We start from the raw sequence: 18,188 nt of genomic DNA, 5'->3' as shown, positions 1-18,188 counted from the left end.
ACCGATGACACCGAATCCGTTGCGGCGGAGCCGGTATCGCTGACCTACGCGGAGTTCGACGCGCGGGTGCAGCGGCTGGCGCGCAGGCTGATCGAGGCCGGCGTCGGCCCCGACGTCCGGGTCGCGCTGGGGATGCGGCGTTCGGTCGACCTGATCGTCGCCGTCTACGCGGTGCTGCAGGCCGGTGGCGCCTATGTCCCGCTGGACCCCGATCAGCCCATCGAGCGCAACGCCTACGTGCTCGAGACCTCGGGGCCGGCGTGTGTCCTGACCACCTCGCGGGACGACTTCGAGCCCGCGGGCCTGCCGGTACTGATGATCGACGAACTGGATCTGGAGCAGTACTCCGCCGATCCGATCACCGATGCCGACCGGACCGCACCGCTGTTGCCGACGCATCTGGCCTACGTGCTGTTCACGTCCGGCTCCACCGGCCGTCCGAAGGGCGTCGCGATCTCGCACGCCGCGCTGCTGAACCAGATCGCCTGGATCACCGGCGAATTCGAGCTCGGTGCGCAGGACGCCGTTCCGCAGAAGACCCCTGTCACCTTCGACGTGTCGGTGTGGGAGATGTTCGGGCCGCTGTCGGTCGGCGCCCGGCTGGTCGTCATCGCACCGGACGGGCATCGCGATCCGGTATATCTGTCACAGATCATCAGCCGGCACGCGATCACCGTGATCTCGTTCGTGCCGTCGATGCTCTCGGTGTTCGCCGGCAGCGCGTCGGCGGACGAATGCCGTTCGCTGCGTGCGGTTCTCGCCGGTGGCGAGGCGTTGCCACCGGCTGTCGTCACCGCCTTCCGGACATTCAGCGACGCCACCGTGCACAACCTGTACGGGCCCACCGAATTCACCGTCACCGGTACCGGATGGCCGGTCGCCGAGATCGGCTCGACGTCGGTGCCGATCGGCCGGCCGGTGTGGAACACCCGTGCCTATGTGCTGGATTCACGGCTGCACCCGGTGCCGACCGGTGTCGCCGGTGAGTTGTATCTCGCGGGTGAGCAGCTCGCGCGCGGCTACTTCGGCCGCCCCGCGCTGTCGGCCGATCGATTCGTGGCCGATCCGTTCGAATTCGGCGGCGACCGGATGTATCGCACCGGTGACCTGGTGGTCCGGACGGCCGACGGGGCACTGATCTATCGCGGCCGCACCGACTTCCAGGTGAAGCTGCGTGGTCTGCGCATCGAGCTCGGCGATATCGAGTACGCGTTGCGGGAGTACCCGTCGGTGACCGACGCGGTCGCCGTCGTCCACACCGACAGCCGCGTCGGTGATCGACTCGTGGCCTATGTCGTCGCGGATGTGGCGGACGAGGCGGACCTCGACACCGCACTGCGGGTCCATCTGGCCGCACGGCTGCCGTCGTACATGATCCCGTCGGCGATGGTGGTGCTGGACCGGATTCCGTTGACCGCCAACGGGAAACTGGATCGTCGCGCCCTGCCCGAACCCGCCGCGTACGCGCACACCTATCAGGCTCCGTCGACGCCGGCGGAAGAGAAGGTGGCCGCGGTCTTCGCCGAGGTGCTCGAGCTCGATCGCGTCGGTGCCGATGACGACTTCTTCGATCTCGGTGGCAACTCGCTGATCGCCACGCGGGTCGCGGCGCGGCTGCGGGACGCGTTCGATGCCGAGATCGGTGTGCGAATGCTGTTCGACGCACCGACCGTCGCCGGGCTCGCCGCTCGGATCGGGGCGGCCACCGGTATCGGGACGCGACCGGCGTTGACCGTCCGCGAACGCCCGGAACGGCCGCCGCTGTCGCTGGCACAACAGCGTCTGTGGTTCCTCAACCGCTTCGACGCCGCGTCCTCGGCCAACAACATCCCGGCCGCGGTGCAGCTCACCGGCGACCTGGACATGCCCGCGCTGCGCGCCGCGGTCGCGGATGTGATCGCGCGACACGAATCGTTGCGCACCATCTACCCGTCCGAGGACGGGGTGGGTTACCAGCAGGTGCTCACGACCGCCGAGGCGATCCCGGCGATCGATGTGGTCGACGGTGCCCGCGATTCGGCCGCGCAGATCACCGCGTTCATCGATCGTGGCTTCGAGCTCACCGGTGAACTGCCCCTCCGCCTGCGGGTCTACCGCCGCTCCGAGCGCGAGCACATCCTGGTGGTGGTCGCGCACCACATTGCCGCCGACGGCTTCTCGATGGGCCCGCTGGTCCGCGATCTGATGACCGCGTATGTGGCCCGGCGTGCGGACGCCGTTCCGGAGTGGGCGCCGCTGGCCGTCCAGTACGTGGACTACACCCTGTGGCAGCGGGAAACGCTCGGATCCGAGGACGATCCGGAGTCGCCGATCTCGCGGGAGCTCGACTACTGGCGTACCACGCTCGCGGAACTGCCGGAGGAACTGCGGCTCACCGCCCGGCAGCGGCCGGCGACCGCCACCTACGCGGCCCGCACCCATCGGTTCCAGATTCCGGGCGATCTCGTCGAGGCGTTGAACGAGCTCGCGCGCACCAACGGCACCACGCTGTTCATGGTGCTGCACAGTGCGTTCGCGGTGTTGCTGGCACGGCTCAGCGGCACCGACGACATCGCCGTGGGTGTTCCGGTCGCCGGTCGTGGTGAGGCCGAGCTCGACGACCTGGTCGGCATGTTCGTCAACACGGTCGTCCTGCGTTCGCGGGTCGAATCCGATGCGAGTTTCGCCGACCTGCTCGCACAGGTTCGCGAGGGCGACCTGGCAGCCTTCGCGCATGCCGGTGCTCCGTTCGAGCGCATCGTCGAGGTGCTGAACCCCGCCCGCTCGCAGGGACGGCATCCGCTGTTCCAGGTGATGCTGTCGTTCCAGAATCAGGGCGTCAGCTCGCTCGAATTGCCCGGGCTGAGTCTGTCCGAGGTGCAGATCGACCCGCCGACGCTGAAGTTCGATCTGCAGCTGGTACTGAGTGACGCCGGTGGCCCGAACTCGGATATGAAGGCCGAACTGGTCTATGTCACAGACCTTTTCGACCCCGAGTTCGCCGGTGCCTTCGGCGTGCGGTTCGCACGGATTCTGCGTGCGGCAGTCGAGGATTCGCGGATCGCGGTGGGCGATATCGAATTGCTCGAGCAGATCGAGCGGTTGCGCATCCTGGAGCGTTGGAATGCCACCGAATTCCCGCTGGACGCCGCGCTGACCTCACCGGTCGACGCTTCCCCGGCAACGCTGGCCTCGCTGTTCGAGGCGCAGGTCGCGCGGACACCGGGCGCGGTCGCGATCACGTTCGAGGGGACGAGTCTGTCCTATGAGCAGTTCGCGTGCCGGGTCCGCCGATTGGCACGCTGGCTGATCGAGACCGGCGTGGGGCCGGAATCGTATGTGGCGCTGGGTATGCGCCGCTCGATCGATCTGCTCGTCGGTATGTACGCGGTGACGGCGGCGGGTGGTGCGTACGTGCCGCTGGACCCCGACCATCCGAGCGAACGCATCGACTACATCCTCGACACCTCCGATCCGGTCTGCGTACTCACCGCCGGAACGGATCTGGACACCTCCCGGACCCGTCAGGTGCGCATCGACGAGCTCGACCTGTCCGGATTCTCCGACGCGCCGCTGACCGATGCCGACCGGCATCGTCCGCTGCGCCCGGAGAACACCGCCTACGTCATCTTCACCTCCGGCTCCACCGGCCGCCCGAAGGGTGTCGCGGTCTCGCACCTCTCGATCGTGAACCGCTTGGTGTGGATGCATGCCGAATACGGTTTGGCCGCCGACGATGTGGTGTTGCAGAAGACGCCCGCGACCTTCGACGTATCGGTGTGGGAGTTCTTCTGGCCCCTGCAGGTCGGCGCTCGCCTGGTCGTGGCGAAGCCGGACGGCCACCGTGATCCGCGATACCTGGCACAGCTGATCGACGACGAGCGGATCAGCGCGGTGCACTTCGTGCCCTCGCTGCTGTCGGTATTCGTGGGCGTGCTCGCCGAGTCGAGCGCTGCCGACGAAATTGGCGGTGTCCATGCGATGTGCGCCAGTCTGCGCAATGTGTTCACCTCGGGTGAGGCGTTGCCCGCGAACACCGCACAGCGGCTGCGGGACCTGACCGCCGCCCGGTTGCACAACCTGTACGGCCCGACCGAGGCCGCGGTCGATGTCACCTATCACGAGGTGACCGATGACGACACCGTCACCGTGCCGATCGGCGCGCCGGTGTTCAACACCCGGGTGTACGTGCTGGATTCGCGATTGCGTCCGGTCCCGGTCGGTGTGCCCGGCGAGCTGTATCTCGCCGGAGTGCAACTGGCGCACGGTTATGTCTCCCGTGCCGACCTCACCACCGAGCGATTCGTCGCGGACCCGTTCTCGGGTGCGGCCGGCGGTGCCCGGATGTACCGGACCGGTGACCTGGTCGCCTGGAATGCCCTGGGTGAGCTGGAATATCTGGGCCGCACCGACTTCCAGGTGAAGTTGCGCGGTCAGCGCCTCGAACTCGGTGAGATCGAGGCGGCGGTGTCCGCGCTCGATGCCGTCGCGCAGGCCGTCGTGGTGGTCCGCACCGACGATCGCACCGGGGACCAGCTGGTGGCCTATGTGGTGGCCGCGGGCGGCCGGACGGTGGACGTCGACGCCGTGGGGCGCGAGCTGGCTCGCACTCTGCCCGGCTACATGGTGCCCACCGCCTATGTGGTGCTGGACGCCTTCCCGCTCAACACATCGGGCAAGTTGGATCGCAAGGCGCTGCCCGATCCCGTCTTCACCCTCGCCGAATTCCGCGCACCCGTGACCCGGGTCGAGGATGTCGTCGCGACGATCTTCGCCGAGATGCTCGGTGTGGAGCGGGTCGGCCTGGATGACGACTTCTTCGCACTCGGCGGCAATTCGCTGATCGCCACCCAGGTCGCGGCCCGAATCGGGGCCGCGCTGGGCGGTACCGTGCCCGTCCGGGCATTGTTCGACACCCCGACGGTGGAGGCATTGGCCGCGTGGGCGGCGGTGCAGACCGCCACCGCGCGCCCGCGGTTGCGTGCCCGGCATCACTCCGCCGAGGAATCCGTTCCGCTGTCGTACGCGCAGCAGCGCATGTGGTTCCTCAACCAGTACGACACGTCCTCGGCGGCCTACAACTTGCCGATCGCGATCCGGATGTCCGGCGAATTGGATATCGCCGCACTGAAATCCGCGATCTTCGACGTGGTGCGCCGGCACGAGTCGCTGCGGACGCGCTATCCGGAACGGGACGGAGTCGTCACCCAGGTACCGGTGTCGGCCGAACAGGTCGCCCTGGACCTGCACGCCTATCCGATCGCCGAGGACCGACTCGTCACGGCGGCAGCCGAATTCGCGTCCGACGGCTTCGATGTGGCCGAAGAGGTACCGCTGCGGGCGCGGCTGTTCGAGGTCGAGCCGACCGGTTCGGCCGGCACCGAACACGTGCTGGTGGTCGTCGTCCACCACATCGCTTCCGACGGTTTCTCGATGGGCCCGCTGATCCGGGATGTGATGACGGCCTACACCGCGCGCATCCAGGACTCGGCACCCGGCTGGGAGCCGCTGCCGGTGCAGTACTCCGATTTCGCGGTGTGGCAGCGGGAGGTCCTCGGTTCCGAGGACGATCCGCAGTCGCTGCTGGCGGGTCAGGTGGACTACTGGCGGCGCGCGCTCGACGGGATCCCGGACGAGCTGACCCTTCCGACCGACCGGCCGCGCCCCGCGGTGACGTCGCATCGTGGTGACACGCTGCACCGCTCGCTGTCACCGGAATTGGTCGCGGCTCTGCAGGACATCGCGCGCCGGCGTGGTTCGTCGCTGTTCATGGTGCTGCACAGCACCCTGGCGATAACGCTGGCACGGCTGTCCGGTGGCAACGACGTCGCCGTCGGTGCGCCGATCGCCGGGCGTGGTGAGGCCGAACTCGACGATCTGGTCGGCATGTTCGTCAACACCTTGGTGCTGCGGACCGGTATCGATCCGGGGGAGTCGTTCACCGCACTGCTCGGCCGGGTCCGCCACGCGGATCTGGCGGCCTTCGACAATGCCGACGTGCCGTTCGAGCGGCTGGTGGATCTGCTCGCCCCGGAGCGATCCCAGGCCCGTAATCCGTTGTTCCAGGTGGCGTTGGCACTGCAGAACATGGAGCGCTCGACGCTGGAGCTGCCCGGGCTGACGGTCTCCGCGCTGGAACTCGAGGAGCACAACGCCCGGTTCGACCTGCAGTTCACGCTGTCCGAGAACGCCGACAGCGCAGCGGGTATGGCACTGGCGCTGACCTACGCCACGGAGCTGTTCGACGAGGCGACCGCCGCGTCCTTCGTGACGCGCTGGCAGCGGGTACTCGAGACGGTCGCGGCCGATCCGGAGATCTCCGTCGGTGCCATCGACATCCTGGACCCGGCCGAGCGCGCCGAGCTCACGGCACGCACCGGTGGACCCGCGGTACCGCCGCGGACACTGCCGGAACTGCTGGCCGAGGCCGCGCGGGATCGGTCGGCGACGGCCGTGGTGGACGGTCGCACGGACGGCGAGCAGGGGACGAGTCTGTCCTACGGCGAGCTCGACGATCGATCGAACCGATTGGCGCGCTTGCTGATCGAACGTGGCGTCGGCGCCGAGGATCTGGTCGCCGTCGCGGTGCCGCGGTCGAGCGATTCGTACTTCGCCGAATGGGCCGTCGCGAAGTCGGGTGCGGCGTTCCTGCCGATCGACCCGACCTACCCGGCGGATCGCATCGAGCACATGGTCACCGACTCGGGTACCCGAGTCGGCCTGACCGTCGCCTCGGTACGCGACCAGCTGCCGGACTCGGTGGACTGGCTGGTGCTCGAGGAACTGGAATCGGATCGGTACACCGCCGCGGCGGTGACCGACGCCGATCGGGTGCGCCCGTTGCTTCCGGCGCATCCGGCCTATGTCATCTACACCTCGGGTTCGACCGGTGTGCCCAAGGGCGTCGTGGTCACCCACGCCGGCCTGGCGAACTTCAGCACCGAGCAGGTCGAGCGGTTCGGACTCGATTCCGCTTCGCGCGCACTGCATTTCGCCTCACCGAGCTTCGACGCGTCGATTCTCGAGTTCCTGCTCGCGGCCGGATCGGGCGGCGCGCTGGTGATCGTGCCGACGGGTGTGTACGGCGGTGCCGAGCTGACGGAGCTGATCCGCACCGAGGGCGTCACCCATGCCTTCGTCACCCCGGCCGCACTGGCCACCCTCGATCCGCGCGGCCTGGACCGGCTGCGGGTGCTGATCACCGGTGGTGAGGCGGTCCCCGCGGATCTGCTCGGAAAATGGGCCGTTCCGCTCGGCGCGGACGGACCCGTACGCGCCTTCCACAACGCCTACGGCCCCACCGAGTCCACGGTCGCCCCGACCATCAGCGACGCGCTCCTGCCGGGCGACGTCGTCACCATCGGCGGGCCGATTCGCGGAATGCGGACGCTGGTCCTCGACGATCGTCTGCAGCCGGTGCCCGACGGCGTGACCGGTGAACTGTATGTCGCCGGTCCGCAGCTGGCGCGCGGTTACCACGCGCGTGCGTCGCTGACCGCGGATCGTTTCGTCGCCGACCCGGTCGTACCCGGTGATCGGATGTACCGCACCGGTGACGTGGTCCGCTGGATCTCGCGGCCCGGTACCGGTCACCAGCTCGAGTACGTCGGCCGCTCCGACTTCCAGGTCAAGGTGCGTGGTTTCCGCATCGAACTGGGCGAGATCGACGCCGCGCTGTCGGCGCACGAGAGCGTCGACTACGTCGCGACCATCGGTCATCGCAATGCCGCGGGCACGGTCGTGCTGGTGTCGTATGTCGTTGCGGCGCCCGGGTATGCGATCGACGCCGCGGCCCTGAAGGCGCATCTCGAGGAGCGGGTCCCCGCCTACATGGTGCCGTCGTCGATCATGGCGCTCGACAGCGTCCCGCTGACCCCGGCGGGCAAGCTCGACCGCAAGGCGCTGCCGGAGCCGGTCTTCGAGGCCGAAGGGCAGTTCCGCGCGGCGCGTAACCAGCTGGAACACACCATCGCCGAGGTCTTCGCCGAGGTGCTGGGGATACCGCGGGTCGGTGTCGACGATTCGTTCTTCGCGCTGGGCGGCGACAGCATCGTCTCCATTCAGCTGGTCTCCCGCGCGAAGGCGCGCGGCGTGATCTTCACCCCGCGTGATGTTTTCGAGCGGCGCACCGTCGCCGGTCTCGCCGCGGTCGCGGAAACCGGTAGCGCGCAATCGGATTCGAAGCCGGTACTGGCGGAGCTGCCCGGTGGTGGCGTGGGCGCCATGCCGCTGACGCCCGTCGCGCGGCTGATGGTGGAGCGGCCCGGTTCGTTCGGGCGCTTCAATCAGACTCTGGCGCTGGATCTTCCGGCGGGTATCGATCGCGCGGGCATCGTGGCGACCGTCGGCGCGGTCGTCGACCGGCACGACATGCTGCGGGTCCGCCTGCATCGCGACGAGGGCGCCGAGTGGATCGCGGAGACCGCGGATCCGGGCACCGTCGATATCGATGCCCTGATCGATCGGGTCGAGTTCGACCCGGCCATCGATGACGCCGAACTGGTCGAGATCGCCTCGGCCGCACTGGATGCCACGCTCGACAAGCTCGACCCCGCCGCCGGTGTGGTGATCCGGTTCGTGTGGCTGGAGCCGAGTCGCGAATCCGATGCCCGGACCGGGCGCCTGATCGTCGTGGCCCACCACCTGATCGTCGACGGTGTGTCGTGGCGAATCCTGGTGCCGGACCTCGTGGCGGCCTGGGGACAGCTGTCGGCCGGGCAGGAGCCCGAACTGCCGTCGACCGGGACCAGCATGCGCACCTGGGCGCATGCGTTGCAGCGACTCGCGGTCGAGCGCGGTGACGAGATCGGTTGGTGGCGTTCGGTGGTCGAGGGCCCCGACCCGCTGCTCACCGAGCGGCCGCTCGATCCTGCGATCGACGTGTCCGGTGTGCTGGACCGGCTGCACGTCGAGATTTCGGCGGAGGCCACCCGATCCCTGCTGACCACCGTTCCGGCGCTGTTCCACGGCGGTGTCAACGACGGTCTGCTGACCGCACTGGTGCTGGCGCTGGCGAAGTGGCGGGCCAACCGGACCGCCGTGGCGGACCGGATCGCCGGTGATCCCGCTGCCGCCGCGGCGGATTCGGTTCTCGTCCGCCTGGAAGGCCACGGCCGCGAAGAGGATGTCGTGCCGGGTGCGGATCTGTCACGCACCGTCGGCTGGTTCACCGCCATCTTCCCGGTGCGGTTCGACCTGTCCGGTATCGACATCGACTCCGCGTTGACCGGTGGCCCCGCGATGGGCCCGGCCATCAAGGCCATCAAGGAACAGCTGCTCGCGGTCCCGGACAAGGGACTCGGCTACGGCATGCTGCGCTATCTGAATCCCGAGACCGGGGCACAGCTGCCCGAGCAGTTGCCCGGCCAGGTGAGTTTCAACTACCTGGGCCGGGTCGCCGAGGGCGCGGTGCCCGAGGGCATGCGTGGTTTCGGCTGGATTCCGTCCTCGGACCTCGGCGAGGTGGGCGGCGGCTACGACGCCGACATGCCGGTCATGGCGCCGCTGGATATCAACGCGATCGTCGTCGGTGAGCAGCTGAGCGCCAACATCGGCTATCCGACCACGCTGCTGGACGCCGACGCGGTCGGCGAATTCGGCCGGCTCTGGGTCACCGCGGTGGAAGCCGTGGCGCGCCACGCGGAGTCGAACGAGGCCGGCGGGCACACGCCGTCGGACTTCGCCCTGGTCCGGGTCACCCAGCACGATATCGACGAATGGGAGCAGCGGTTCCCGGCGCTGCGCGAGGTGTGGCCGCTGTCGGCCCTGCAGGCTGGTCTGCAGTTCCACGCTCAGCTGGCCGCATCCTCGGTCGACGTGTACACCGCGCAGGCGGTGCTCACGCTCACCGGGCGGGTCGACACGGCCCGATTGCGTTCGGCCGCACAGGCTCTCATCGGCCGCTACGAGAATCTGCGGACCGTATTCCTCACCGACGCCGAGGGCAACCCGGTGCAGGTGGTGCTCGACGACGTGGCCGTGGCCTGGGCCGAGTACGACCGCCGGGATACCGGCGACGCGAGCGACATCGTCGAGGAGGACCGGATGCACCGGTTCGACCTCACGGAGCCGCCGTTGATCCGGTTCACCCTGATCCGGGTCGCCGACGACAGCTGGCAGCTCGCGGTGTCGAACCATCACATCCTGCTCGACGGCTGGTCGATGCCGCTGCTGATGCGGGACCTGCTGATGCTGTATGCCACCCGCGGCGACACCGCCGCGCTCCCGGCGGTGCGGTCCTACCGGCACTTCCTGGAATGGTCCGCGCAGCAGGATGTCCCGGCCTCGCTGGCCACCTGGTCGACCGCGCTCGAGGGAGTGTCGGAGCCGACGCTGCTCACGCGCCAGGATGCCGGGCGTGAAATCACCGCGCTGTCGGACGAGTACGTATTCGACCTGGACGAGGCGGCGACCGCGCGACTGGTGGCACTGGCCGGTGAACTGGGCGTCACCGCGAACACCGTGCTGCAGGTGGCCTGGGGAATTCTGCTGGGCCGCTGGAGCGGTCGCGACGACGTGCTGTTCGGTACCACCGTGTCCGGGCGCCCGCCCGCACTGACCGGTGTCGAATCGATGGTCGGCCTGTTCATCAATACGGTGCCCGTCCGGGTGCGCTTCGCCGAATCCGAATCGGTGCGCGAGCTGATGACGCGGATTCAGGGCGAGCAAGCGGGTCTGCTCGAGCACCACTACGTGGGTCTCGCGGAGATTCAGGCCGCGTCCGGCCTGGGCGCGCTGTTCGACACGCTCGTGGTGTTCGAGTCCTATCCGGTCGATGCCGAGGGGATTCAGCAGCAGGCCGCCGATATCGACGGTATGGCCGTGACCGGTGTCGATTCCACCGATGCGACGCACTACCCGCTGACGCTCATCGTCCGGCTCGACTCCCAGCTGCGGGTTCGGGCCGGCTATCTGCGCGATCTGTTCGACGAGGACACGGTTCGCCGGGTCGCAGATCGTCTGGTGCGGGTGCTGAGCACGATCACCACCGATCCGGATGTCGCGATCGGCAGCATCGAACTGCTCGATCCGGCCGAACGTGAGCTCACCGTCGAGCGGTGGAATGCCACCGACTTCGATCTGGCGGCGGCGCTGGCGGACGGTGGCGCGCCGGATGCGACGCTGGTCGCGCAGTTCGAAGCGCAGGTCGCGCGCACCCCCGAGGCGCTCGCGCTGACGTTCGAGGGGACAACTCTGTCCTACGCCGAGTTCGCCGCCCGGGTGCACGCACTGGCGCGCTGGCTGATCGAACGTGGCGTCGGACCGGAGACGCTGGTGGCGCTCGGTATGCGGCGGTCGATCGATCTGGTGGTCGGCATGTACGCGGTGTCCGTCGCGGGTGCCGCCTATGTCCCGGTCGATCCCGATCATCCGGCCGAGCGCACGCAGTACATCCTCGAAGTGGCGGATCCGGTATCCGTTCTGACCTCCGGTGAGGATCTCGCGACCGATACCGCTCAGGTGCGGATCGATCTGCTGGACCTGTCCGGCTACTCGACCGAACCGGTCACCGATGCCGAACGGCGGGCACCGCTGCGGCCCGCGAACACCGCGTACGTGATCTTCACGTCGGGTTCCACCGGCCGCCCGAAGGGCGTCGCGGTATCGCACGCGGCGATCGTCAACCGTCTGGTCTGGATGCAGTCGGAGTACGGTCTCACCGGCAGCGATGTCGTCCTGCAGAAGACCCCCGCGACCTTCGATGTGTCGGTGTGGGAGTTCTTCTGGCCGTTGCAGATCGGTGCGCGGCTGGTGATCGCGAAGCCCGACGGGCATCGCGATCCGGGATACCTGACGGAGCTGATCACCGCACAGGGTGTCACGGTGGCGCACTTCGTGCCCTCGATGCTGTCCGTGTTCGTGATGGAACCGGCTGTCGCGCGGTGTGTTTCGCTGCGCATGGTGTTCTCCTCCGGCGAGGCGCTGGCGCCGAAGCCGGTGCACCGTCTGCGCGAGCTGACCGGAGCCGAGGTCAACAACCTCTACGGCCCCACCGAGGCGGCCGTCGATGTCACCTATCACCAGGTCGTCGATGCCGACGTCGATTCGGTGCCGATCGGCCGCCCGGTGTACAACACCCGGGTCTACGTCCTGGACGCGCGGCTGCGGCCGGCTCCGGTCGGTATCGCGGGTGAGCTGTATCTCGCGGGCGATCAGCTGGCCCGCGGATACGTGGCACGCACGGATCTGACGGCGGATCGCTTCGTCGCCAACCCCTTCGGCGCCACCGGGGAACGGATGTACCGGACCGGCGACCTCGTGATGTGGACCGCCGAGGGTGAGCTGCACTATCTCGGCCGCACCGACTTCCAGGTGAAGTTGCGCGGTCAGCGCCTCGAACTGGGTGAGATCGAGGCCGCGCTCACCGCGCAGGAGGAAATCGCGCAGGCGGTGGTCGTCGTTCGCGACGATCCGCACACCGGCGCCCACCTGGTGGCGTATGTCGTTGCCGAACAGGGCTTCTCGACGAGCATCGAGATCGTTCGCGAGCAGCTGGGCAGGCAGTTGCCGAGCTACATGCTGCCGTCGATCGTGATGCCGCTGGACGCGCTGCCGCTCAACGCCTCCGGCAAACTCGATCGCCGGGCATTGCCCGCCCCCGTCTTCGAGGCGGTGGTCTTCCGCGCTCCCACCACGCCGGTGGAGGAGATCGTGGCCGGCACCTTCGCCGAGGTACTCGGACTCGACCGGGTCGGTCTGGACGACGACTTCTTCGCTCTCGGTGGTAACTCGCTGATCGCGACCCGGGTCGCCGCCCGGCTGTCCACGGCGCTCGAGACCCAGCTCGGAGTACGTGAGATCTTCGAGGCGTCCACGGTCGCCGCTCTCGCTGCCCGCGCGGAGTCGGCTTCGGGCACCAGCATTCGCAAGCCGCTGGTGCCGCAGGCCCGGCCCGAACGGCTGCCGCTGTCGCTGGCTCAGCAACGGATGTGGTTCCTCAACCGGTTCGACTCCGCGTCCGCGGTGGACAACATCCCGGTGGTGGTGCGTCTTTCCGGTCTGCTGGACCGGCAGGCACTGCAGATCGCGGTGGCCGATGTCCTCGCGCGCCACGAGTCGTTGCGCACGCTGTATCCGGACGACAACGGTGAGGCGTACCAGGAGATCGCTCCCACCGGCCGGGTGATACCCGATCTGACCCCGATCAACGTCACCGATGCCGAACTGGCGCAACAGCTCGCCGAGCTGGTGCTGCGTGGCTTCGACGTCACCACCGGTGTGCCGTTCCGGGCACGACTGTACGAGGTCAGCCCCACCGAGCATGTGCTCGCGATCGTCGTACATCACATCTCCGCCGACGGTTTCTCGATGGGACCGCTCGCGCGCGATGTGATGATCGCCTACAGCGCCCGGGTCGAGGGCGGCGAACCCGCGTGGCAGCCACTGGCCGTGCAATACGCCGATTTCGCGCTGTGGCAGCGTGCGGTGCTGGGATCCGAGGAGGATCCGGAATCGGTCATCGCCCAGCAGGTTTCGTACTGGACCGAGACGCTGCGCGGGCTGCCCGAGCAACTGGACCTGCCGGCCGACCGGGCACGCCCGGCGGTGGCATCGGGGCGCGGTTCGATCCACGGCTTCGAGATCGATCCGGAGACCCAGGCTCAGCTGGCCGATCTGGCACGCACCCGCGGCGCGACCACCTTCATGGTGATGCATGCCGCACTGGCCGTCCTGCTGTCGAGAATGTCCGGCGAACAGGACATCGCGATCGGCACGCCGGTCGCCGGCCGTGGTGAGCGGGAGCTCGACGACGTCATCGGCATGTTCGTCAATACGCTGGTGTTGCGGACACGCATCGACGCCGACATGACCTTCGCCGATCTACTGCAGGCCGTGCGGGTCGGGGACGTCGCCGCCTTCGGACACGCCGATCTGCCGTTCGAGCGGCTCGTCGAGATCCTGAATCCGCAGCGGTCCCAGGCCCGGCACCCGCTGTTCCAGGTGATGCTGTCGCTGCAGAACACCGACCAGATCACCCTGGAACTTCCGGGGCTGACCGTGAACGGTGTCGAATTGCCGATCGAGACGGCGAAATTCGATCTGCAGCTGGAACTCAGCGAGCGTCCTCGGGTCGTGGATCCCGAGGGGGAGGGCACCGTACCCGGTGGTATCACCGCGAAGTTCGTCTACGCCACCGATCTGTTCTGCGCCGATACCATCACCCATCTGGCACAGCGCTTCCTGCGGCTGCTGAAAGCCGTTGCCGCCGCACCGGATCGCGCCGTCGGAGATCTGCCGATCCTGGACGCGCGCGAAGCCGCGCAGCAGGTGCGCGGCTGGAACAGCACCGAGGTCGAGATCGGCGCGGAGGGCTCGCTGACCGATCTGTTCGAGACCCGGGCTCGCGTCACGCCCGACGCGATCGCGGTTGTCGACCGCGTGGCGGGCGAGGAGCTCGACTATGCCGAGTTCGCCGATCGTGTGCACCGCCTCGCACGGCACCTGATCGAGCTCGGAGTCGGTCCGGAAACCCTGGTGGCGCTGGGTATCCGGCGTTCGCTGGATCTGGTCGTCCCGATCTACGCGGTCCTCGAGGCCGGTGGCGGTTATGTGCCGCTGGATCTCGATCAGCCCGCCGACCGCATCGCCTATGTCCTCGAGCAGGCCGACCCGGTGTGTGTCCTGACCACCTCCCGCGACGCCGACGCCCTCGACACGCTGACTCGGGACGACGACTCCCGGCATTCGCCGGGTGTGCGCGCGACCGTGCGCGTCGACGAACTGGATCTGTCCGGATACGCCACCACCGCGCCGACCGATGCCGAGCGTCGTGGCCCGCTGCGTCCGTCCAACCCCGCGTACGTGATCTTCACCTCGGGTTCGACCGGCCGGCCTAAGGGTGTGGCGGTGCCGCATGCCGCGGTGCTGAACCAGATTCGCTGGATCGTCAGCGAATACGGTCTGGGCAGCGACGATGTCGTACTGTTCAAGACCCCGGCGACCTTCGACGTGTCGGTGTGGGAGCTGTTCGCTCCGTTGGCTTCCGGCGGCCGCATGGTCGTCGCGAGTCCCGACGGTCATCGCGATCCGCAGTATCTGGCCGACGTGATCACCGCGGAACAGGTGACCATCACCTCGTTCGTGCCCTCGATGCTGCGGATGTTCTCCGCCGGTGCCGACAGCGCGACGGTGACCTCGCTGCGAGCCCTGCTCGTGGCCGGTGAGGCGTTCACCTCCGATACCGTTGCCGCGTTCCGCCGGATCGGTTCGGCCGAGCTGCACAACCTCTACGGCCCGACCGAATTCACGGTGCACGCCACGCACGCGGCGGTCACCGAGGACGCTCTCGGAGCGGTGCCCATCGGCCTTCCGGTGTGGAATGCCCAGGCCTATGTGCTGGATTCGCGGTTGCATCCGGTTCCCGCCGGTGTCGCCGGTGAGCTGTATCTGGCCGGCGATCAGCTCGCGCGGGGATACTTCGGCCGGGTCGATCTGACCGCCGACCGGTTCGTCGCGAATCTGTTCTCGGCCGACGGTTCCCGCATGTACCGCACCGGTGACCTGGTCCGGCGCAATGCCGACGGTGCCATCGTGTACCTGGGCCGCACCGACTTCCAGGTGAAGCTGCGCGGTCTGCGGATCGAGCTGGGCGAGATCGAATCCGCGCTCACCCGGCACGATTCGGTGGACGCGGCCGTCGCACTCGTCCACACCGATCCCACGACGGGCGATCGTCTCGTCGGATACGTCGTCCCCGGTGGCGACGAGGTCGACATCGATGTGCTGCGTGAGCATCTGGCCGCGCTGCTGCCGTCGTACATGGTGCCCTCGGCGTTCGTGGTGCTGGCGGAGCTGCCGCTGAGCCCGAACGGCAAATTGGACCGCCGGGCGTTGCCCGAGCCGGCCTTCGAGACCCGGGAATTCCGGGCGCCGTCCACGCCGATCGAGGAGATCGTGGCGGCGACCTTCGCCGATGTACTCGGATTGACCGGAGCCGACGCCAGGGTCGGCGTGGATGACGACTTCTTCGAGCTGGGTGGTAACTCGCTGATCGCCACCCAGGTCGTCGCGCGGCTGGGCGCCGCACTCGACACCCGGATCCCGGTCCGGTTGCTGTTCGAGGTGCCCAGTGTGGGCCTGCTGGCCCGCCGGATCGAACGTCAGGCGGGTTCGGGTCGTCGTGAACTGTCGGCCGGACCACGGCCGGAACGGATTCCGCTGTCGCTGGCACAGCAGCGGATGTGGTTCCTGAACCGGTTCGACACCCAGTCCGCGGCCTACAACGTGCCGGTCGTGGTTCGCCTGACCGGTGTGCTGGATGTGGACGCGCTGCGCGAATCCATCGCCGATCTGGTGGCCCGCCACGAGGTGCTGCGCACGGTGTACCCGCAGACCGATACCGGTCCGGTACAGGTGATTCTGCCGGTGCAGCAGGCGCTGCCGGAACTGACGGTGCGCACCATCTCCGCCGATGAGATCCAGAGTGCCGTCGTGGAATTGACCGCCACGGTCTTCGATGTCACCACCGCGGTGCCGGTGGCGGTGGCCCTGTTCGAGATCGCCGATGCGGAGCCTGCGGAGCATCCGTCGGATACCGATGCGGAGCCTGCGGAGCATCCGTCGGATACCGATGCGGCAGGTGCCGATTACGTCCTGGCGATGACGGTGCACCACATCTCCGGTGACGGCTCCTCGATGGGGCCGCTGACCCGGGATCTGATGACGGCCTACGCGGCTCGTTCCACCGGTACCGCGCCGGACTGGGCGCCGCTGGCGGTCCAGTACGCCGACTACAGCATCTGGCAGCGCGAGGTGCTCGGTAGCGAGGACGATCCGGAATCGCCGGCGGCCAAGCAGGTCGTCTACTGGCGCAACCGGCTCGCGGAGCTGCCCGATCAGCTGGATCTCCCGGCCGATCACCCGCGTCCGGCCGTGCAGACCTTCGCCGGTGCCAAGGTTCCGGTGCACATCGACGCCGAAATCCACCGTGCGCTGGCGGATCTCGCGCGTGCCGAGGGCGCGACGCTGTTCATGGTGGTGCACACGGCGCTGGCGATGCTGCTGGCGCGGTTGTCCGGTACCGACGACATCGCGATCGGTACCCCGATCGCGGGTCGTGGCGAGGCGGCGCTCGACGACATGGTCGGCATGTTCGTCAACACCCTCGTCTTCCGGACCGAGATCGATGCGGGCGCGTCGTTCACCGATCTGCTCGCCCGCCAGCGCGAGACCGACATCCAGGCCTTCGCCAATGCGGATGTGCCCTTCGAGCGCCTGGTCGAGGTGCTCAACCCGGTGCGCTCGACGGCCCGGCATCCGCTGTTCCAGGTGGGTCTGTCGTTCCAGAACCTGGCGCAGACCAGTCTGGAGCTACCCGGCCTCAAGGTCTCGGGCGTCGATTTCGACACCCAGCTGTCGCAGTTCGATCTGCATCTGATCGTCGCGGACACCTACGCCGATTCCGGTGCGCCGGAAGGGATCGACGGTTTCTTCACCTACGCCACCGATCTGTTCGAGCGGGCCACGGTGGAGGGCTTCGTCGACCGTTTCGTGCGCTTGCTCGGTGAGATCGTCGCCGCGCCGCGGGCGACGGTCGGTGATTTCGCCCTGCTCGATGCCGCCGAGCGACACGCCCTCGTGGCCGTTCGCAATACGACCGGGCACGCGGTCGACGAGGACGCGACGCTGGCTTCGCTGCTGGCGTCGACCGCGGCCGGCCACGCGCGCGCCGAGGCGATCGTCGACCCCGACGGCGACGTCATGACATACGCCGAACTCGGCGATGCGGTCAATCGTCTTGCCCGGCATCTGATCTCACTGGGCGTGGGCCCGGAGTCGTCGGTCGGTCTCGCCCTGCGCCGGTCCACGGATCTGGTGGTGGCGATGTACGCCGTCGCGACGGCGGGTGGTGTCTATGTGCCGCTGGATCCGGATCAGCCGGCCGAGCGGACGAACTACATCCTGGAGACGGCGGCACCGGTCTGCGTGCTGACGAACGAGGGTGCGGACTTCGAGACGGCGGTCGCGCCGATCGTCCGGATGGACGCACTGGATCTGTCGGCGCTGTCCGGCAGTCCGGTCACCGATGTGGATCGGGTTGCGCCGCTGCGGGTTTCGAATACGGCGTATGTGATCTTCACGTCGGGTTCGACGGGTCGCCCGAAGGGTGTGGCGGTGTCGCATGCTGCGATTGCGAATCAGTTGCAGTGGAAGACGGCGGAATTCGGTTTGGATTCGTCGGATGCGGTGTTGCTGAAGACGGCTGCGAC

1 protein-coding gene (running past one end of the window) is annotated in these 18,188 nt (G+C 68.2%); it reads left to right on the top strand.

The window, feature by feature from the left end; genetic code table 11:
* Positions 1 to 18,188, top strand: part of the annotated coding region (locus tag AB0L57_RS28765; RefSeq protein WP_364968639.1) for a non-ribosomal peptide synthase/polyketide synthase (this coding region is incomplete at its 3' end). 19,044 nt of the annotated region lie to the left of the window's left edge; 18,188 of its 37,232 annotated nt are in view.

The organism is Nocardia sp. NPDC052254, from assembly GCF_040679495.1.
Lineage (GTDB): Bacteria > Actinomycetota > Actinomycetes > Mycobacteriales > Mycobacteriaceae > Nocardia.
Note: the sequence above shows the minus strand (reverse complement) of the source record. Positions and strands in the feature narration are given on the sequence as shown.